This is a genomic window from Paenibacillus alvei DSM 29 (assembly GCF_000293805.1).
Lineage (GTDB): Bacteria > Bacillota > Bacilli > Paenibacillales > Paenibacillaceae > Paenibacillus_B > Paenibacillus_B alvei.
Window position 1 is genome coordinate 850,365 of the sequence record NZ_AMBZ01000002.1, and the last position, 20,058, is coordinate 870,422.

The 20,058-nt window shown below is 46.7% G+C and carries 17 protein-coding genes and 1 tRNA gene; 14 read left to right on the forward strand and 4 right to left on the reverse strand.

What is annotated here, in order from left to right; all coding sequences use genetic code 11:
* The first annotated feature begins 78 nt into the window (after window positions 1–78).
* Window positions 79–1,125 (forward strand): ABC transporter substrate-binding protein, encoded by a 1,047-nt coding sequence (locus PAV_RS10300; RefSeq protein WP_005545790.1) that lies wholly within the window; start codon window positions 79–81, stop codon window positions 1,123–1,125.
* A gap of 65 nt (window positions 1,126–1,190) precedes the next feature.
* On the opposite strand, the gene PAV_RS10305 is transcribed toward PAV_RS10300, so the two are convergent.
* Entirely contained in the window at window positions 1,191–1,871 is a 681-nt protein-coding gene (locus PAV_RS10305) for an alpha/beta fold hydrolase (protein ID WP_005545791.1), read from the reverse strand.
* Between the two features lie 450 nt (window positions 1,872–2,321).
* On the opposite strand from PAV_RS10305, the gene PAV_RS10310 reads away from it, so the two are divergent.
* The 3 genes from PAV_RS10310 (at window position 2,322) to PAV_RS10320 (ending at window position 5,977) form a co-directional block, all read left to right on the forward strand.
* Complete coding sequence (locus PAV_RS10310) at window positions 2,322–3,278, forward strand: ABC transporter permease (protein WP_005545793.1); 957 nt, start codon at window positions 2,322–2,324, stop codon at window positions 3,276–3,278.
* Between the two features lie 18 nt (window positions 3,279–3,296).
* On the forward strand, window positions 3,297–4,211 hold the full coding sequence (locus PAV_RS10315) for a carbohydrate ABC transporter permease (protein ID WP_005545794.1): 915 nt from the start codon (window positions 3,297–3,299) through the stop codon (window positions 4,209–4,211).
* Between the two features lie 167 nt (window positions 4,212–4,378).
* On the forward strand, window positions 4,379–5,977 hold the full coding sequence (locus tag PAV_RS10320; RefSeq protein ID WP_005545795.1) for an extracellular solute-binding protein: 1,599 nt from the start codon (window positions 4,379–4,381) through the stop codon (window positions 5,975–5,977).
* Between the two features lie 105 nt (window positions 5,978–6,082).
* Here PAV_RS10320 and PAV_RS10325 read toward each other — a convergent pair whose 3' ends face one another.
* From PAV_RS10325 to PAV_RS10340, 3 genes are all read right to left on the reverse strand, one after another.
* Window positions 6,083–8,395, reverse strand: a complete 2,313-nt coding sequence (locus PAV_RS10325) for a helix-turn-helix domain-containing protein (RefSeq protein WP_005545796.1) — start codon at window positions 8,393–8,395, stop codon at window positions 6,083–6,085.
* Between the two features lie 638 nt (window positions 8,396–9,033).
* Window positions 9,034–9,615, reverse strand: a complete 582-nt coding sequence (clpP, locus tag PAV_RS10335; RefSeq protein WP_005545797.1) for an ATP-dependent Clp endopeptidase proteolytic subunit ClpP — start codon at window positions 9,613–9,615, stop codon at window positions 9,034–9,036.
* A gap of 204 nt (window positions 9,616–9,819) precedes the next feature.
* Window positions 9,820–9,894 (reverse strand) — tRNA-Arg (locus PAV_RS10340).
* 571 nt (window positions 9,895–10,465) lie between these two features.
* Here PAV_RS10340 and PAV_RS10345 point away from each other — a divergent pair.
* From PAV_RS10345 to PAV_RS10385, 10 genes are all read left to right on the forward strand, one after another.
* Entirely contained in the window at window positions 10,466–11,515 is a 1,050-nt protein-coding gene (locus PAV_RS10345) for a sugar-binding transcriptional regulator (RefSeq protein ID WP_005545798.1), read from the forward strand.
* A gap of 42 nt (window positions 11,516–11,557) precedes the next feature.
* Window positions 11,558–12,562: a type I glyceraldehyde-3-phosphate dehydrogenase gene (gene gap, locus PAV_RS10350; RefSeq protein WP_005545799.1), complete on the forward strand. Its 1,005-nt coding sequence runs from the start codon at window positions 11,558–11,560 to the stop codon at window positions 12,560–12,562.
* A 282-nt stretch (window positions 12,563–12,844) separates the two neighbouring features.
* Complete coding sequence (locus PAV_RS10355) at window positions 12,845–14,026, forward strand: phosphoglycerate kinase (protein WP_005545800.1); 1,182 nt, start codon at window positions 12,845–12,847, stop codon at window positions 14,024–14,026.
* Between the two features lie 60 nt (window positions 14,027–14,086).
* Window positions 14,087–14,839, forward strand: coding sequence for a triose-phosphate isomerase (gene tpiA / locus PAV_RS10360; RefSeq protein ID WP_005545801.1), 753 nt, complete (start codon window positions 14,087–14,089; stop codon window positions 14,837–14,839).
* A gap of 1 nt (window position 14,840) precedes the next feature.
* Window positions 14,841–16,379 carry a 2,3-bisphosphoglycerate-independent phosphoglycerate mutase gene (gpmI, locus tag PAV_RS10365; RefSeq protein WP_005545803.1) on the forward strand — a complete coding sequence of 513 codons (1,539 nt, stop codon included), beginning with the start codon at window positions 14,841–14,843 and terminating at the stop codon, window positions 16,377–16,379.
* A gap of 66 nt (window positions 16,380–16,445) precedes the next feature.
* Window positions 16,446–17,732: a phosphopyruvate hydratase gene (gene eno / locus PAV_RS10370; RefSeq protein ID WP_005545805.1), complete on the forward strand. Its 1,287-nt coding sequence runs from the start codon at window positions 16,446–16,448 to the stop codon at window positions 17,730–17,732.
* 340 nt (window positions 17,733–18,072) lie between these two features.
* Window positions 18,073–18,414, forward strand: a complete 342-nt coding sequence (locus tag PAV_RS10375) for a PadR family transcriptional regulator (RefSeq protein WP_005545807.1) — start codon at window positions 18,073–18,075, stop codon at window positions 18,412–18,414.
* 13 nt (window positions 18,415–18,427) lie between these two features.
* The gene (locus PAV_RS10380) at window positions 18,428–19,156 is read left to right on the forward strand and encodes a DUF1700 domain-containing protein (protein ID WP_005545809.1); all 729 of its coding nucleotides are present in this window, start codon (window positions 18,428–18,430) and stop codon (window positions 19,154–19,156) included.
* Window positions 19,153–19,449: a hypothetical protein gene (locus tag PAV_RS32270; RefSeq protein ID WP_005545811.1), complete on the forward strand. Its 297-nt coding sequence runs from the start codon at window positions 19,153–19,155 to the stop codon at window positions 19,447–19,449. The genes PAV_RS10380 and PAV_RS32270 overlap by 4 nt, the downstream gene beginning before the upstream one ends.
* Window positions 19,450–19,454: 5 nt before the next feature.
* Window positions 19,455–20,018 carry a DUF4097 family beta strand repeat-containing protein gene (locus PAV_RS10385; protein WP_005545813.1) on the forward strand — a complete coding sequence of 188 codons (564 nt, stop codon included), beginning with the start codon at window positions 19,455–19,457 and terminating at the stop codon, window positions 20,016–20,018.
* The last annotated feature ends 40 nt before the right edge of the window (window positions 20,019–20,058 follow it).

Below are 20,058 nucleotides of genomic sequence, written 5' to 3' on the forward strand. Positions count from 1 at the left end.
CAGATGTAAGCATGTGAATTTGAATCATATTAATACATTCTAAGGATCTTTTGCAGGATCAGAGAGGGGTTACAAGAATTGAACAAAAAGAAATGGTTCGCGGTCGTATTGGCCGGGATGTTGGCACTTACTGCGCTGGCAGGTTGCTCTTCTAAGCCGGAGCAAACATTGAATTTGTATAGCTGGGCAGATAACTTCGATATGGATATGATCAAGAAATTCGAATCGGAGAATAACGTAAAAGTTAACTATGCGATTTTTGCCAACAACGAGGAACTGCTGGCGAAGTTGAAAGCCGGCGGCGCGAATTATGATTTAATTCAACCGTCCGACTACATGGTGGCTAGCATGATTAAGCAAGATTTGCTGGAGCCACTTGATTTAAATCAAATTCCGAATTTCCAATACGTCACGGATCGTTTCAAAAACCCTGAATTTGATCCCGGCAACAAGTATTCCATCGTATATACATGGGGTGTTACAGGCATTGCCTATAACACAAAATATGTGAAGCAAGCTCCAACCGATTGGGCGGATTTGTGGAAGGATGAGTACAAAGGAAAGGTACTCCTTCTGGATGACAACCGTGAAATCATCGGAATGGCGCTGAAGAAGGCGGGCAAGTCGAACAGCTCTGAAAATGAAGCTGATATTAACGCAGCTGTTGATGATTTGCGTAAGCTAGTGCCGAACGTGCTTGCGTTTGATACTGACAACATCAAGCAGAAGATGATTGCGGAAGAAGGCTGGATTGGCACAGTATGGTCTGGCGACGCTTCTGTCATTCATGGAGAAAATCCGGATGTTGCATTCATGATTCCGAAGACAGGAAGCACGATCTTCTCGGACAACTACGCAATTCCAAAGGGCTCTAAAAATAAGGAATTGGCACAGAAATTCATCAACTTCATGCTTGATCCAGAGAACAGCGCAAAGAACTATGAGTCCATCGGCTACAGCAACCCTGTGACGAAGGCGAAAGAGTTCCATAGCAAAGAGTATTTGGATAACAAAATGATCAATTTGTCTGACGACGAGCTGACTCGTACGGAGTGGCTTGGCGATGTCGGTAAACATCTGCAGTTGTATGACCGCATGTGGACGGAATTGAAGAGCGGAAGATAATCAAGCATATCTAAAATGATAAGAGAAAGCCCCTGATCTGTTGTAGATCAGGGGCTTTTTTGCATTTATATGTCTATTAGCAGCTTGGACAATTGCTTAGGCTGTGTCTTCATGAGCCAATGTCCTCCTTGTTCGATGCTCAAATGACGCCATCCAGCTTCTCGCGCCCGTAATGCCATTGCACGGAAGAAAGCGGTCATCGGCCAGCTATCTGGATTGTCCAGCGGTTCTATGTAAGTACGGGGGATTTGTGCAGCATGCCCATTAGAAATAGAGATCTTCTGCATATAAGCACGAGTCGGCATTGGCGATTTTAGCGGATCTGATGGGTCACGCGGTGCAATAAATTCCGGTGTATTGTCATCTGGCGTGTCGTTATAGGGGGTGTCCAGAAATGGGGCAGATAACGTTGATACCGATTCACCATGACGCGGCACCATAGCATCTACATACACAAGGTGCTTGATTCGATCAGGAACCTGTTCGGCCGTCCCTGTGATGACCATGCCAGAGAAGCTATGACCGACAAGAATGACATCTTCCAGTTGCTCGTAGGTAATGACCCCTACAATATCCTGAATGAATGTATCTAAGTCAATTTCGGGACGTGCCAAGTGCGTCCGTTCCCCAAGCCCGGTAAGTGAGGGAGTGTATACGTCATGGCCAGCTTGCCGGAGGAAAGCAGCTACCTCCTTCCATACAAAACCGCCATCCCAAGCTCCGTGAACAAGAAGATAGGTAGACAATTGAATCTTGCTCCTTTCATCACAAATATAAGTTCGATAATTATAGAACTATCATACAATAGCGCCTCACTTTAAGCAATAGTTGGTTCGGTCAACCAGTCATTATTTTCATCTACCAGAGTTGTAAGAGGTGTTTTACGGCATGTTTTTCCTGACAATGTGTAAGATTTGGTGTGTGATCGGCAACATCAAATTTAACCAATTTTGCGGCAACTGGAGTGACTGCGGGCTAGGCGATGAGTTCAAAAAACCGCACAATGGCGCGGTTGTAAAGGATATGTAACGACAATGCGGAAACGACATATTTACGTTATTGGTAAAGGATGCCTACAATTATCTCATGAAAGCGCTAGCACGGCTTCGTCCATCGTTAATGCGCGACATGTCAAAATCATGTGCAGCATCGGCGATGCCAATCATGCCATCCTTTGAAAGGAGGGAGTGGACACGATGCAAGGAAATGGACAGAGTGCCCTTTCAATGAACGTGGTTCCAAATAAGAAGAAACCGACGTGGAAGAAGATGCTTCAGAATTGGGAGTTGTATTTATTTATTGCTCCTGCATTTTTGTACTTCCTCATTTTCCATTACGGCCCGATGTACGGAATTCAAATCGCTTTCAAAAACTTTATCCCAGCGAAAGGGATTATGGGGAGCCCATGGGTTGGATTTGACCATTTCGAACGTTTCTTCAATTCTTATTACTTCTGGGATTTGCTTTGGAATACGCTGAGCATCAGCTTGTATGAGCTGGCGGTAGGCTTCCCGCTGCCGATTATATTGGCGCTTGCCTTCAATGAGATTAAGGATGGGGTATTCAAGCGGACGGTTCAAACCGTAACCTATGCGCCGCATTTCATTTCCGTTGTCGTAATGGCAGGTATTATTATTACGTTCCTGTCTCCTTCAACTGGTATTATCATTCATATTATTAAATTCTTTGGGTTTGAGCCGGCTGCATTCTTAACCGATCCAGCCTGGTTTAAGACGATGTATGTCTTGTCTGGTGTTTGGCAGGGCACAGGTTGGGGTACGATCATTTATTTGGCAGCCTTATCGGGCGTTGATCCGCAGCTGCATGAAGCAGCCATCGTGGACGGTGCAAGTCGATTCCAGCGTATTTTGCATATTAACATTCCGGCAATTGTGCCGACAATTACGATTTTGCTCATTTTGAACATGGGCAGCATTCTTGGTGTCGGATTTGAAAAGATCTTGCTTTTGCAAAACCCGCTCAACAAAGAAGCGTCCGACGTTATTTCCACCTTCGTGTATCGATCTGGTCTAGTCGATGCGCAATATAGCTTCTCTACAGCGATTGGCTTGTTCAACTCAATCGTGAACGCTATTTTGCTCATTGTAGTTAACCAAATCGCACGTCGCACGAGTGAAAACAGCTTGTGGTAGGAAGGAGGAGAACAGCACATGGCAGCTGCTGCAGTGAAAGAAACGAGAGCGGATAAAATATTCATCGTATGTAACTATATCTATTTGACGATTGCGCTAATCCTGGTGCTTTATCCAGTTTTGTATATCTTGAGTGCGTCGATCAGTGATCCGAAGTATGTAGCATCAGGCGAAATGTGGCTATTCCCTAAAGGTATCACATTCGAAGGGTATGCCAGAGTGTTCGAGAACTCAAAGATTTGGAACGGTTATGCAAATACGATTCTTTATACGGTTGTCGGGACTTGTGTGAATCTTTTTGTAACGCTACCGGCGGCATATGCATTGAGTCGTTCTGACTTTATCGGTCGCGGCTTCTTTATGGGGATGTTCTTATTCACGATGTTTTTCGGCGGTGGTCTGGTTCCTGGCTATCTCCTCATTAAGGAACTGGGGCTTATCAACAGCATGTGGGCCTTAATCCTGCCGGGTGCAGCGTCTGTATGGAACATAATCGTTGCACGCACGTTCTTCCAATCTACGATACCTAAGGAGCTCCAAGAAGCGGCGAGCATCGATGGCTGCACGAATTTGCGGTTGTTCCTGCGCATTATATTGCCGTTGTCGGCTCCAATTATTGCGGTTATGGCGCTCTTTTATGGAGTAGGACACTGGAACAGTTACTTTGGGGCCTTGATTTACTTGAATGACGAAGTGAAATATCCGTTGCAAATGATCCTGCGTCAAATTTTGGTTCTCCAAGAGATGTCGGCAGAGACTACAGGAGCAGCGGTAAGCAGCTCAGTAGCTGCTGCGCTGAACAACAAGGCAGAAATTGCAGCTCTGGTGAAATACTCTGTCATTATCGTATCGACCTTGCCTGTCATCGTTGTGTATCCGTTCTTGCAACGGTATTTCGTGCAAGGTGTTATGATCGGTTCTGTCAAAGGCTGATTATTATTGAGTATTGATTGTATGCCTCTATATAAGATTCATGTAAGTACGTCGGATGTGGCTTGTTACAGGGTTGAATGCTTCAACGGTAATAATCGAAGGTGCCAACGCCTTTGTTTATTATAAAGAAGGACATTATACGAATCATCAAAGGGAGGATCATCGCCATGCAGAAATGGAAAAAAACATGTGCGCTGCTGTTGTCTATGAGCTTGATCTTCACAATGCTCGCAGGATGCGGTTCATCTTCGGATAAGCCTGCGGCAGAGGCGGGCCAAGGCAATGTAGAGAACTTGAACAAGGAAGGCTATCCAATTGTTAAAGAGTCAATTACCTTGACGATGATGGGCCAGGATGTCGGCATTCAAAACTGGAAGGACATGGACTTCTTCAAGAAGATGGAGGAGAAGACAGGGGTTAAATTCGAATTTCAGAATGCGCCGCTCGACAGCTTCGATACGAAACGCAACCTGGTATTCGCAAGTGGAGAATACCCGGATGTATTTTTCTCTGGTCAGCTAAAGACTGCGGATGAAGTAAACTATGGCGCACAAGGTGCCTTGATTCCGCTGGAAGGACTCCTAGAACAGTATGCACCTAACTTGACCAAGATTTTGAATGATCACCCTGATATTCGTAAGTCGATTACAACACCGGATGGACATATCTACTCCTTGCCGAACATTGATTTGGATGCAGGCTGGTATCGTGGTCCGCTCTGGTATAACGGCAAGTTCCTGAAGAAGCTTGGCATTGAGAAGGTACCATCGACAATTGATGAGCTGTACACGTACTTGAAGCGTGTTAAGGAAGAAGATCCGAATGGCAACGGCAAGCAGGATGAAGTGCCATTGGCCTCGGTAAAATTGAACGACATTCGTATGTGGCTGCTTGGCTCTTGGGGCATCTATAATGAGGTTATCTATGCTGACAAAGCGAACAAAGTACACTACACGCCAATGGAAGAAGGCTACAAAGGCTACCTGACATTCTTGAACAAGCTGTGGAACGAAGACTTGCTGGATAAGGAAACATTCTCGCAAACGGATGAGCAGAAGAAGGCGAAAGGGAAAAACAATCAAATCGGATTGTTCTCTGACTACCATGCCTACTTTACATTGGGCGGAGAGCCTAGCATGACAGATCCAATGTATGCACCAGTAAAGAGCGAAATGTCCGAGCCGGTAGCTGCGAAGCACCCTGGCTTGATTACAGGCGCATTTGCCATTACGAATAAGAACAAGAATCCAGAAGCAACAATCCGTTGGATTGATTACTTGTACTCGGTAGAAGGATCAGAATTGCTTAGCTTTGGCCCAGAGGGCATACTGTGGGAATATGTGAACAAGGACGATCATACGAAAAAATGGCTGCCAGTACCAGGGGGCGGCGATCGTGAGGAATACCGTGCAAAGCTGACACCGGACTATGGTACGATTGTTCCGAAGCTGGCTAGTGAAGAAGTGGGTCGCGGTTTCCAAGGCGACTTCGAGAAGTGGCTGAAGAAAGAAACCGATGAGAAGATTATCCCAATCGCAAAGGTTCCATTCCCAAGCGTATACTTGTCTGAAGCAGATCAGCAGCAAGTGAGCAGCATGCGCTCCGATCTCGATAAGTATGTAGAGCAAATGGAAGCGAAGTTCGTGACAGGCCAAGAATCTCTGGCGAACTGGGATAAATACGTAGAGACCCTGAAGAAAATGGGTGCTGATAAGATCGTTGAGATTTATCAAAAAGCCTATGATCAATGGAATACAGCGAAGTAAGCGTATTGAAATACAGTATGAAAATGCAAGATAGCTAATCGGATGAAAATAGAGCACCTTGGGCTTGTGTATCTGCCCAGGTGCTCTATTTCTTAGCGATATCTATTAGGATTCATCATCCGCATCAGCGGCAGCTTTCGCTTGCTCGCTTGAGGCGTGAAGCTTCCGGTATTGGCCAGGTGTATAGCCGGTTTCCTTCTTGAACTTGCGAATGAAGTTCGGAGTATCCAAATATCCAACCCTAACAATGATATCCTTCAGCGGATCGCTTGTTGTGAGCAACTGACGGATGACCTCATCCATGCGCCGCTGCCATATATATTGGGAGAAGTTGCTTCCGGTCTTCTCCTTGAAGGCACGGCTTAAATAGGAGGACGAAATCGAGAACTTCTGTGCAACTCCTTCAAGGCTTAAACTGTAATCGGTATACTGTTGATCGATAAAGGCAATGGCATTATCCATTAACGAAATCTGCTCGGACTCTGTATTGCGCTCGACCTGTTCGCAAATGTGTGCGGCCAATAGCTGTAGCTTTTTTTCGAGCTCCTCTAGCGATTCGAATGAAGTAAAGCCGGGAATATCGCGAATCAATTCATTTAGGCCGAGCTCGGATGCTGTTTTCAACAGCGTATTCATAATATCAAAACAAATGCAGCGCAGCAGAGAGATGGATAGGCGCTCTGCTTTCAGCTTGATGAATATGGCTTCAATCATTTGCATAGCGATGGTGTCGTTGCCCTGCTTCAAGCTCTGCGTGAGCTTCAGAAGGGAATCCTTCGCAATCCAGAACGTATCGCTCGGAGTATGAGAGAGCTTGTCGAAGTACGTAATGCTGCCTTTCCCATTCGCCATTCGATATTCGAGTGCAGAAGCCGCCTCAATATAAGACTGATTCAGCAGCACCGCATTTTCGTAAGCTGTACCGACGCCGATAGAGGGGATAAGATGGGTGCTCTCCATTACGATAATGCGCAGTGCATCGACAATTTGCTCCATTCGATGCCCGACCGTGATTTGCGTATCTTCGTTCATGGTTACAATGAGTGCAAATTGATCAAAATGCGGCAGTTCGATGCCATACGCATGGGTACCGTAATCAGGGATTTCGATTTCCTCAAGCAACTCGGCAATGTGTTGGCGATGATGCAGTGCATCAGTTACGCCAGGGTATTCATCCCATGAGATGGCGATTACGAAATAATGCTTGCCTGTCAGTTCAATTCCGAGTACGTCCATGATATGTTCCGATTCAGGGTTGTCCAGCTTCCCGTGCTTAAGCAGCATAAGCAGAAATTGGTTACGGGCAAATGGCTCCTGAATATCGACGCGGGCGCTATAGTCGTGTAAGGCTTTACGGATCCATTCCAACTCATTGCGTGACTTCTGTACATGCTGTGTGGATGTCGCCTCTGTTGCTTCCGCCTTGAGCATGGCAAATTCCATCAAATCGTGGATCGGGTGATATTGCTTGCGGGCAAGGAATACAGCAGCCAAAATGCCACCTAACACGACGACGGCAAAGGCGAGCAGGAAAAACGTCTGAATATGGAATACGCGTCCAAAAAATTGCTCGCTCGGCATAGCCGTTACATAGGTCCATCCATTCATGGAGGATTTGACGGACACAACGGATTGTTGTCTGTTATCCAGCTTTAAGCTGTGGATGCCGGGTCCGAGCGCTGACAGCAAATGAATTTCATTTTTTGGAATAGGCTCACCATGGTTGTTCTGTGTAAGTACACGTCCCTTTTCATCAAAAATGTACGTGTTGCCCTTGAACCCGTTCAAGATGGTATCCATCAGTCCAGTAAGCTTGGATTCCTCCATTAGGAAGAGCACCGTTCCATGCGGAGAAGAGCTGTTTGGTGTAATCGGAATCATATACGCAAGCATGGACTTTGTAATATTCATATTTAAGTTGACCGATTCAGCAGGCCGAACTATGGGATACAGTTCTGTTTCTAGTCCATGAATAATATCCTTTTTATTCCAGTCTTCGAACAAATAATATTGCTCAAAGAGCACATTAACATTGGTCATTCCTTTCGGAGAGTAGATGGCTTGAGTATTGCGGTAATAGAGGAATAGTTCTTCCAAGATGGAGCTATTCGCTTTGTATTTGCCGAGTGCGGATATCGCGTCACGGCTGTAATAAGGATGCCGAATCATATATGGAGTCAATTGTTCGTCATAGGCAATGCGTGAAGCAATATCCCGGAGTTCCGTCATGCGAGAATCAATATTCAGTTTCACCTGATTAAGCTGATTCACGTTCGATTGTTCAATTTCGGAGCGCAGATTGTTGACGGCATTTTGATAGATGAAGATAGTAAGAACCACTAATGGGATGAGAAAAATCAAAATATACGACCATATGTACTGTAATAGCAGCTTCGACCGAAAATAGTTCCAACTCATCCTGACAAACCTCCTAGTAGTCCCTGATGTAATCTTGCTATGAAGTGAATCTTGCAAAAATTAAGAAGACAATCTATTCGAGAAGAGATGTTGATGATTTGTAATCATTGTATACGTTTCGACTCGTCTGTAAAGCGAGAAATCAGAAAAAATCAGCAATATTCTTATTGTAAACGATTCCAATGGGAAATGGAATGATTTCATGGCGCGTACAACTATTTTTGTGGAGAGGACAATCGAAGGGGATTTTAAGGTGAGGAAGCGCATTTTATCTTATTTTAAGGTTCAGTTCAGTTTTCTTTAATGTAACTCTAGTATTCTAACAATGGACCGAATGACAGATGAGTTCTTGCGAAGGAGGGTTGCCGGCAGCGATTACTGGCCTTGGTCAACCGGAAGTCTTCCGTTGCACCAGGTGATCCGTTTCATCTTTCTCATGGTTTACAGTTTACCCCTAGAACATATATAGACCGCATCAGCGTTTACGCGATGCGGTCCTTTTTTTATGGATACAGCCGTTTCTTCTTGGACTACGATTTATTGTTGGGTGTGGAAATACAGACAAAAAAGATCGAGCCAGCGTTCAAGAACACAGACTCGACCTTTGCCTTCAAGTAGTAGAAAAGGAATGTTGGAAATTATTCTTTGCCAAGAACCTTATCGACAAGACCATAATCAAACGCCTCTTGGGCAGACATGAAGTAATCGCGATCTGTGTCGCGCTCCACGCGCTCAAGCGGTTGTCCCGTGCGCTCTGCCAAGATCTTGTTCAAGTTGTCGCGCATCTTCAAGATGCGACGTGCGCGGATTTCGATATCGGTAGCTTGACCTTGAGCTCCGCCAAGCGGCTGGTGAATCATAATTTCGCTATTCGGCAGCGCGAAGCGCTTGCCCTTAGCGCCTGCGTTCAGCAGAAAAGCGCCCATGGAGGCAGCCATGCCGACGCAAATCGTAGATACGTCTGGCTTAATGTGCTGCATTGTATCGTATATGGCCATGCCGGCCGAGATAGAACCGCCCGGGCTATTGATGTATAAATGGATATCCTTTTCCGGGTCATCTGCAGCCAGGAACAACAACTGGGCGATAATCGAATTCGCCACCAGATCGTTCACTTCTGTTCCGAGGAAAATGATGCGATCCTTCAACAACCGGGAATAAATATCATAGGATCTTTCACCACGATTCGTTTGTTCAACAACTACGGGTACATAACTCAAGATAACCCCTCCTCACTAAATGTCGTTACACATCCAATATAAAGGACATAAAACAAAAAGTCAAAGATGGTCAAACTATGTCGAGAAAAAAACATCTATCCTTTCGCTTCTGCAAAATTCAAGATGTTGCTTCCGTGCTTATGTACCTAAATATATGCGTAACGTAGCTTCTTATCCTGTACCTAATAAGGACAGGAGTGTAATTGGCGCGCCCGCAAGGAATCGAACCTTGATCTCAGGCTCCGGAGGCCTACGTCATATCCATTGGACCACGGGCGCATTCATACAAGAGCAAAACTTATTATATAAGAAAGCGTATAACAAAGTCAAGTGAGCGCCCCTGAATTATTTCCTTTTCCTATGGATGGGGTAACAAGTCGCTTCTACTTATAAGTTAAAGTACTTGCCAGCATAATATTTGGACTCTAATGAAAAGCTAGGTCTCGCTTCACAACGCTGACCGTACAGTTTTCATTTTTTATTCCTCTGGAGGCTCAAATTTTTTGTAAACGTTGTAAGGTCAAGCATGATGTCCATCATTCCTGTCTATACTGAAAAATGTCGAGATTGATTTAGAAAAAATGTATGAACATGTCGCATTTTGGGTTAATTACTTCATAGGCGCTCGAATGTCTTTGGACAGGCTGTCTAATTATGAATAACTTTGATATTGCTTGCTCATTATAGAGTTGTTCCTTAGCATGAAAATTTTGATTTTTGGGTGTATGTACTGGGGTTCTGGCTACTTGCAAGTTGCCTCATTATTCGGTAGAATAGTGGTGGGACAAAAAATGTAGAGATGGGACGTTTTTAGTCCAATGGTTGCTTATGGGAAGCAGGAGTGGAGAGAATGCGTGAGTGGTTGGAAATACAGAAGCGACTTCTACCTGAACTCATTGAACTGTTGAAGAAGCGTTACACCATCCTGCATCAAATCATGTTGTCCGACTCCATCGGGAGAAGAACGCTGGCAACGTCATTGCAGATGACCGAGCGTGTGCTCCGTGCAGAAACCGACTTATTGAAGGCACAAGGCCTGATTGATTCGGATAACACGGGGATGCGAATCACTGATGAAGGCCGGCAACTTGTCCGGAAGCTGGAATCCGTGATGGGTGAACTGCTCGGAATGCGCCAGCTGGAGGAGAGTATCCGCCAAGCATTTGGTTTGAAGCAGGTCATTGTCGTACCCGGCAATTCGGATGTATCGCCTGTCGTTAAACAGGAACTTGGGCAAGCGGCTTGTAAAGCGCTCAGCAGCGTAATGGACAAGGAAGATGTCGTGGCGGTGACAGGCGGCTCCACATTGGCTGCAATGGCAGATCAATTGACGAGTCCAACACCGTTGAAAGGCAACTGGTTCGTACCCGCTCGTGGTGGACTTGGGGAGAGCTTGGAACATCAAGCGAACACAATCGCATCCACGATGGCGAAGCGCGTAGGCGCTCAGTATCGGCTCTTGCATGTGCCAGACTTGCTGAGTGAGGAAGCATACCAGTCGCTGAAGCAGGAACCGAACATCCAAGATATTTTGCGAGTCATACGCCAAGCACGCATCGTCGTGCATGGCATTGGAGAGGCCCTCGTCATGGCGAAGCGTCGCCGGGCGGATGAGGAGACGATCCAGCAGTTGCTCCAGGAAGGAGCACTTGCAGAAGCATTCGGGTATTATTTCGACCGAGACGGACATGTCGTACATACGATGCTGACACTAGGCCTTCGCCTAGAGGATATTTCTCGTACGGAGGTTGTCATCGCCGTTGCTGGAGGTCAAAGTAAGGGTGAATCCATTACCGCTGTGCTTCGTGCAGGACATGAAGACATTCTCGTCATTGATGAGGCAGCAGCTATGGAAGTATTGAAACATTGTGGTCTCGATGTGCCTTACAGGCCGTCTTGAGATATATAAAAAAAATTGCGAAGGAAATGGGAGGAATCATCAATGGTTAAAGTTGGTATTAACGGCTTTGGTCGTATCGGACGTAACGTATTCCGCGCAGCATTGAACAATCCAGAAGTAGAAATCGTTGCAATCAACGATTTGACAGACGTAAAGACTCTGGCTCACCTGTTGAAATATGACACAACTCACGGCAAATTCGAAGCTTCCGTAGAAGCTAAAGAGGGCGCTTTGATTGTTAACGGCCGCGAAGTGAAAGTATTCGCTGAGCGCAACCCTGAGAACTTGCCTTGGGGCGCTAACGGCGTTGAAATCGTTGTTGAGTCCACTGGTATCTTCACAGCGAAAGATAAAGCTGAAATGCACTTGAAAGGCGGCGCGAAGAAAGTTATCATCTCCGCACCTGCTACTAACGAAGATATTACAATCGTTATGGGCGTTAACGAAGACAAGTATGACGCTGCTAACCACACAATCATCTCCAATGCTTCTTGCACAACGAACTGCTTGGCTCCATTCGCAAAAGTATTGCATGAGAAATTCGGTATCGTTAAAGGTATGATGAACACAATTCACTCCTACACTAACGACCAAAACGTTCTTGACTTGCCGCACAAAGACTTGCGTCGTGCTCGTGCAGCAGCTCAAAACATCATTCCTACAACAACTGGAGCTGCTAAAGCGGTATCCCTCGTATTGCCTGAATTGAAAGGCAAATTGAACGGTATGTCCATGCGCGTTCCTACTCCTAACGTATCCGTTACGGACTTGGTAGTAGAACTTGAGAAGGACGTTACAGTTGAAGAAGTGAATGCAGCTTTGAAAGAAGCAGCTGAGGGCCCATTGAAAGGCATCTTGAACTACTCCGAAGAGCCATTGGTATCCAGCGACTACAACGGCGACCCAGCTTCCTCCACTATCGATGCTTTGACAACGATGGTAATCGGCGGCAACTTGGTGAAAGTTGTATCCTGGTACGACAACGAGTGGGGCTACTCCAACCGCGTTGTAGACTTGGCAGCTTTCATCGCAAAAAAAGGTCTGTAATCGCATAGCACTTACAATCAAAGAGGAGTGACCGTTTAGGCCTCCTCTTTTGATCCTTATAGTGCCTAGAGCATATCGAGAACCAGTGCGGACACAGATTTGTATAGATATACAGAGATAGAGAGTACAGAGAGAAACCAGAACATATTAACGAACGATATACGATATAATAGAGAGAAAGATTTAGATGGAACCCATACAGAACATGAACACAGAACATACCGAACAACACACCAGAGAGAGGCGTGTGCCGGTGTAAGCGACGATAGGAGGAACACGGGGATGAACAAGAAAAGTGTGCGTGATGTAGAAGTTAAAGGTAAGCGCGTATTCGTACGTGTCGATTTCAACGTGCCATTGGAAAATGGTGTGATTACGGATGATACACGTGTACGAGAAACGCTACCAACAATTAACTACTTGGTGGAACAAGGTGCGAAAGTTATTTTGGCAAGCCACATGGGTCGTCCGAAGGGCGAAGTTGTGGATTCCATGCGTCTGACACCTGCAGCAGTACGTCTTGGCGAACTGCTTGGCAAGCCCGTTAAGAAGTTGGACGAGTCGATTGGTGAAAACGTAAAAGCTGAAATTGCAAAAATGGAAAACGGCGACGTTATCGTGCTTGAAAACGTTCGTTTCCACAAAGGCGAAGAGAAGAACGATCCAGAATTGGCTAAAGCCTTCGCTGAGCTTGCGGACTTGTATGTGAACGACGCGTTCGGCGCGGCTCACCGTGCACATGCATCCACTGAAGGCATCGCACATCACTTGCCAGCCGTGTCCGGCTTGTTGATGGAGAAAGAATTGAATGTACTGAGCAAAGCGCTGACGAACCCTGAGCGTCCATTTACAGCAATCGTTGGTGGATCCAAGGTTAAAGATAAAATCGACGTTATCAACAAAATGTTGGAAATCGCTGACAATATCGTCATTGGCGGCGGCTTGACGTACACATTCTTCAAAGCACAAGGCAACGAAATCGGGAAGTCGCTTGTCGACAACGAGAAGCTTGATGTTGCACTTGGCTTCATCGAAAAAGCAAAAGAACTTGGTAAAAACCTCTATTTGCCAGTAGATATCGTAGTTACAGACGACTTCAGCGCTGATGCAAACACGCAAGTGGTATCGATCGACAGCATTCCTGCAGAGTGGGAAGGCATTGACATCGGTCCAGAAACTCGTGAAATCTATGCTGACGTTATCAAGAATTCCAAGCTTGTTGTATGGAACGGGCCTATGGGCGTATTCGAAATCGAGCCGTTCTCTCATGGTACGCGTGCTGTAGCAGAAGCATGTGCGGAAACTGCTGGTTACACAATCATTGGCGGCGGCGACTCTGCAGCAGCGGTTGAGAAGTTCAAGCTGAAAGATAAAATGGATCACATCTCCACAGGCGGCGGCGCTTCCCTTGAATTCATGGAAGGCAAAGCATTGCCAGGCGTGGTTGCATTGAACGATAAGTAAGAGAGCAAGTAAGGGGATTGCGGCTTCGGCCGCTCCCTTATGCGTAAAGGAGTGAATCGTGTGAGACAACCGATTATCGCAGGGAACTGGAAAATGTTCAAAACGGTATCGGAAGCGGTCGCTTTCGTATCCGAAGTGAAAGGCAAAGCAGAGGTGGAAGGCGTAGAGAGCGTACTCTGCGCACCATTTACAAACTTGCCAGCATTGGTTGAAGCAGTGAAAGGGACAAGCATCAAGATTGGTGCTCAAAACCTCCACTTCGAAGATTCCGGTGCATTCACAGGCGAAATTTCCGGCGCAATGTTGAAAGATCTTGGCGTACACTACGTCATTATCGGACATTCCGAGCGTCGTGCATACTTCGCGGAAACTGATGAAACGGTAAATAAAAAGATGCATGCAGCATTCCGTCATGGCTTGACGCCAATCGTATGTGTAGGTGAATCGCTTGAAGAGCGTGAATCCGGCAAAACGAACGACGTGTGCAAAGTGCAAACGGAAGCAGCATTCCAAGGATTGTCTGCTGAACAAGCTAAGGCAGCTGTTATCGCTTATGAGCCAATCTGGGCGATCGGTACTGGGAAATCCTCCACAGCGAAAGATGCGAATGAAGTTATCAGCTACATCCGCAGCGTTGTGAAGGGCTTGTACAATGACGAAGTTGCGGCAGCTGTTCGCATTCAATACGGCGGAAGCGTTAAACCTGAAAATGTACGTGAATACATGGCAGAAAGTGATATTGACGGCGCATTGGTAGGCGGCGCAAGCTTGCAACCAGCTTCCTACATCTCCTTGGTGGAAGGAGCGAAGTAAGATGTCCGCACCTAGACCGGTAGCACTTATCATCATGGACGGCTTCGGACTTCGCGATACGGTAGTCGGCAACGCAGTCGCGCAAGCGAACAAGCCGAACTACGACCGTTACATGAGTCAATATCCTCATACGACGCTGACAGCTTGCGGCGAAGCGGTAGGCTTGCCAGAAGGTCAAATGGGGAACTCCGAGGTAGGTCATTTGAATATTGGTGCAGGCCGCATCGTATATCAAGACCTGACTCGCATTACGAAATCGATCCGTGAAGGCGACTTCTTCTCGAACGAAACATTGCTTGCAGCAGTGAAGAGTGCGAAGGAGAACAACAAGGCGCTTCATATTTACGGATTGTTGTCCGATGGCGGTGTACACAGCCATATCGACCACGCCCTTGCGATGCTCGATCTCTGTGCACGCGAAGGCTTGAAGGATGTTTACGTTCACGCATTCTTGGATGGCCGTGACGTTGCGCCTGACAGCTCCCGTGGATATATTGAAAAGCTGCAAGCCAAAATCGCTGAAGTTGGAATTGGCCGTATCGCTACGGTTCAAGGCCGCTACTATGCGATGGACCGCGATAAGCGTTGGGAACGCGTTGAGAAATCGTACCGCGCTATGGTATACGGCGAAGGCCCGAAATACCGCGATCCACTTGCGGCAGTTGAAGAATCTTATGCACAATCCGTGTATGACGAATTCGTTATGCCAACGGTCATTGTGGATGAGAACGATCAGCCGGTCGGCTTGGTTCAAGATGGCGACTCTGTCGTATTTATGAACTTCCGCCCAGACCGTGCGATCCAGCTTGGCCAAGTGTTCACCAACGATGACTTCCGCGGCTTCGATCGTGGCGACAAGTTCCCTAAGAACTTGCACTTCGTCGCGCTCACGTTGTTCGCAGAGACAGTTGGCGGATACGTTGCTTACTCTCCAAAAGAGTTGGACAACACACTTGGTGAAGTGCTCGTGCAGCATGGTAAGAAGCAGCTTCGCATTGCGGAAACAGAAAAGTATCCGCATGTAACGTTCTTCTTCAGCGGCGGCCGTGACGTTGAGCTTCCTGGTGAGAAGCGTGTGCTTATCAACTCGCCTAAGGTAGCAACTTACGACCTTCAGCCTGAAATGAGCGCATACGAAGTTGCAGAAGCAGCCGTGAACGAAATCAACTCTGACCAGTTCGATACGATTATCCTGAACTTCGCGAACCCTGATATGGTTGGCCACTCCGGTATGCTGGAGCCAACGATCAAGGCTGTAGAAGCTACGGATGAGTGCATGGGCAAGGTCGTTGAAGCGGTATTGGCGAAAGGCGGCGTCTGCCTTATTACGGCGGATCACGGCAACGCGGATATGGTATTCGACGAAGCAGGCCGTCCATTCACAGCACATACGACGAACCCGGTTCCATTCATCGTCACTTCGAACGATGTGGAGTTGCGCGAAGGCGGCATCTTGGCAGACATCGCTCCAACGATTCTGGACTTGATGAACGTGCCTCAGCCAGCCGAGATGACGGGACAAAGCATGATTAAGAAGTAAGTTTTACAACTTACCTGGATATATAGTAATTTATTTATAAACAATCAAAAAGGAGTTGTACACACCATGACAATGATTATGGACGTATACGCACGCGAAGTGCTTGACTCCCGTGGTAACCCTACGGTAGAAGTAGAAGTTAAATTGGAATCCGGCGGCTTCGGCCGTGCAATCGTACCTTCCGGTGCATCCACTGGTGCTCACGAAGCAGTTGAGCTTCGCGATGGCGACAAAGGCCGTTACGTTGGTAAAGGCGTAGAGAACGCTGTTAAAAACGTAAACGAAATTATCGCTCCAGAAATCATCGGCTACGACGCACTTGATCAAGTTGCAATCGACAAAGCGATGATCGAGCTTGATGGCACGCCTAACAAAGGCAAATTGGGTGCGAACGCAATCTTGGCTGTATCCATGGCTGTAGCTCGCGCTGCTGCACATGCATTGGATATGCCTTTGTACACGTACCTTGGCGGATTCAACGCGAAGCAATTGCCAGTACCAATGATGAACATCATCAACGGTGGTGAGCATGCTGACAACAACATCGACGTTCAAGAGTTCATGGTATTGCCAGTTGGCGCACCAAGCTTCAAAGAAGCACTTCGTATGGGTGCTGAAATCTTCCACAACCTGAAGTCCGTATTGAAGAGCAAAGGCTTGAATACAGCTGTAGGTGACGAAGGCGGATTCGCTCCTAACCTTGGTTCCAACGAAGAAGCGCTTCAAGTGATTATTGAAGCAATCGAAAAAGCTGGCTACAAGCCAGGCGAAGAAGTATTCTTGGGTATGGACGTTGCGTCCACTGAGTTCTACAAAGACGGTAAATACACATTGGCAGGCGAAGGCAAGTCCTACACATCTGCTGAGTATGTCGACCTTCTTGCTTCTTGGGTCGAAAAGTACCCAATCATCACAATCGAAGACGGTATGTCCGAAGACGACTGGGATGGCTGGAAGTTGCTCACTGAAAAATTGGGCGGCAAAGTTCAACTCGTTGGTGACGACTTGTTCGTTACAAACACTGAGCGTCTTGCTCAAGGTATCGAAAAAGGAATCGGTAACTCCATCTTGGTTAAAGTTAACCAAATCGGTACGCTTACAGAAACTTTCGAAGCGATCGAAATGGCAAAACGCGCTGGCTACACAGCTGTTATCTCCCACCGTTCCGGTGAGTCCGAAGACAGCACAATCGCTGACATCGCGGTTGCAACAAACGCTGGCCAAATCAAGACAGGTGCTCCTTCCCGTACGGACCGCGTTGCGAAGTACAACCAATTGCTTCGCATCGAAGACAACTTGGGAAGCACAGCTCGTTACGATGGCTTGAAATCCTTCTACAACTTGAAAAAATAATTGGCTTGCCGCACAAGCGGCTCGCTGATTCGATAGAAGCCAGACTCCCTTGAAGGGGTCTGGCTTCTTTTTTATGATTCCATATGTAAAGTAGGCATACTGCGCTCTCCTTTTGTTCTTTCTTGTCACCCCCTGTTTACCTTGTTCTTCTTGGTGAAATGATGCTCCGTCGGTTCATTCAGACCATAGATGGGTTTAACCTAGACCAGAGGCTAGTTTTGGAAAAAGCCTATTGTGGAACACTATTCCAGAAGATATAATCATCGTGTACTACTAATTAATATACAATACTGAACCATAAACAATAAATCATTCACGCATGAGGTAGGAGGTGACCGGGTTGAAGGAAATCGTTCAATTTAAAAAAGGTGTGCTCGGTCTGTGTGTCATGGTTCTCATTAATCAGCGGGATCGCTACGGCTTCGAGTTGGCACAGCAAATATCCAAGCATGTGGAGGTAGCCGAAGGCGCCTTGTATCCGGTTCTACGGCGAATGGTCGCTGACGGCCACTGCACTACATATTTGCAGGAATCGACTGAGGGTCCGCCACGGAAGTATTACAAGCTTACCCCAGTCGGCAAGGCATATATGAATGAGCTCGTGACCGAGTGGGATAAATTTGTGTCGGGGGTAGCAAATTTGCTCATCGAAGCGGAAGAAGAAGAAACCAAGGAGATGTGAGAGGTGAATCAGCGTGCATAAGCAGTTATTTATGCTGCAATTGAAAATGGGGCTGTTGTCGCTTCCAGAAGCGGAGCGCAATGAGATATTAGCAGAGTACGATGCGCACTTCGAATTCAGCAAGCAGCAGGGACGAACAGAAGAGGAAATTGCAAGAGAGCTGGGCGATCCGGAAGAGCTGGCAGCGGAGCTGCTGTTAGGCGGGCGCGGAGACAAGGCTCAAAGTATTGAAGGAGAGACGGGAGACCTGTTCGATAAACCCCCAAACCAAGGACAACAGGTGCCGCCGATCTGGGAGGATCCTACGTATCTGCATCAACAAGAGCAGCCATTACACTTTCATCACTATGAACAACATGATGCGCATTTGCGGGATATGATGAATAGGAATGTGTATCCTCCGATTGCGCCATATGAGGAAAGGCGTTCACGTTCTTTTCCAGGTCTCATAGGAACTTTATTTATCAGCTTATTCATAGTACCACTCTTAATTGGCGGGTGGGGAGTCTGCATTGGGCTTGGAGCAGCGGCTGTTGCCCTTCTCCTGTCTCCTATTCTATATGTCGTAAAGCTAGTGCTTGGATCGCCCATTTATGGATCGGAATTGTCAGTCTTGGCGATTGCCTTTGGTCTCGGCATTCTATTGATACAAGCCGTTCTCTTTTTGGGTGGTAAATATACAAAATGGAATGCAAGCTATTTTCGTTGGACCGTATATGAAGGAAAGGGGGGAATGAGATGAACGTAAAGCGGGTGGCGATTAATTTTGTTGCGATCGCTTGTATAGCAGCAGGTATCGTAGGACTGATTTTATTTGGATCCAATCAGATTTTAGGCTCTGAGTTGTCTAAATATGAATATCGTATCGATATGGGAAAAGATCTGAGAGAACTGGAGATCAAGGAAGATTTCGGGGACGTCGAAATCAACTGGGTAGTCGATAATAAGCAAATGATTGAATTAAAGGGCCGTGCGCCGGACGAAGTCATAAAAAAATCGGCGAATTCGAGGTTAGAAACGGAAAGCTTGTCTTAAATTATGTGAACCCGCAAGATAAAGGTTGGTTTCAAATCAATTTCGGATTTCAATCCCAAAGCCGCAATCACGAAGTTATCATACATGCGACAGAGGACATGGTTCTAGATCGACTTGCATCGAAGCAGTCCGCGGGAGCATTCCACATGTCTGGCGGACAAGTAAAACGATTAGAAGCAGCAAGTAGCTTCGGAGGCGTAAGCGTGAGCAAACTGAAGGGCGAATTTGCAAAATTGACTTCGGACGCAGGTGAAGTGAAAGCAAACAGCGTGGATGCGGAAATCCAGGCACACTCTTCGTTCGGATCGATCGAGCTGCTGAACACAAGGAAGCCGCTTCAAGTCCATGCAGAATCGGGCAGCATCGAAATTGACCAACTGGAGCCTCACGCCATTGATGCGAAAAGCGAATTCGGCAGTATTGATGTTAGAGTTTCTCCTGAGTTTGATGGTCGTTATGATTTGCGTACGGAGTTTGGAAGCACAGAGGCGCCAGAGTCGAAAAATCGAAGCGATATGCTCATTAAGGCACGAACAGAAGCAGGCGGCATAAAGATTGTCGAAAAATAATACGGGTCATTATCGGAAGTATTCCCCGAATCGGTTATAA

What these genes read in the sequence shown, in the direction of transcription:
- PAV_RS10355 (WP_005545800.1), top strand. Translation starts at nt 12,845, where the DNA reads ATGAACAAGAAAAGTGTGCGTGATGTAGAAGTTAAAGGTAAGCGCGTA.
- eno (WP_005545805.1), top strand. Translation starts at nt 16,446, where the DNA reads ATGACAATGATTATGGACGTATACGCACGCGAAGTGCTTGACTCCCGT.
- gap (WP_005545799.1), top strand. Translation starts at nt 11,558, where the DNA reads ATGGTTAAAGTTGGTATTAACGGCTTTGGTCGTATCGGACGTAACGTA.
- PAV_RS10345 (WP_005545798.1), top strand. Translation starts at nt 10,466, where the DNA reads ATGCGTGAGTGGTTGGAAATACAGAAGCGACTTCTACCTGAACTCATT.
- gpmI (WP_005545803.1), top strand. Translation starts at nt 14,841, where the DNA reads ATGTCCGCACCTAGACCGGTAGCACTTATCATCATGGACGGCTTCGGA.
- PAV_RS10315 (WP_005545794.1), top strand. Translation starts at nt 3,297, where the DNA reads ATGGCAGCTGCTGCAGTGAAAGAAACGAGAGCGGATAAAATATTCATC.
- PAV_RS10325 (WP_005545796.1), bottom strand. Translation starts at nt 8,395, where the DNA reads ATGAGTTGGAACTATTTTCGGTCGAAGCTGCTATTACAGTACATATGG.
- PAV_RS32270 (WP_005545811.1), top strand. Translation starts at nt 19,153, where the DNA reads ATGAACGTAAAGCGGGTGGCGATTAATTTTGTTGCGATCGCTTGTATA.
- PAV_RS10310 (WP_005545793.1), top strand. Translation starts at nt 2,322, where the DNA reads ATGCAAGGAAATGGACAGAGTGCCCTTTCAATGAACGTGGTTCCAAAT.
- PAV_RS10320 (WP_005545795.1), top strand. Translation starts at nt 4,379, where the DNA reads ATGCAGAAATGGAAAAAAACATGTGCGCTGCTGTTGTCTATGAGCTTG.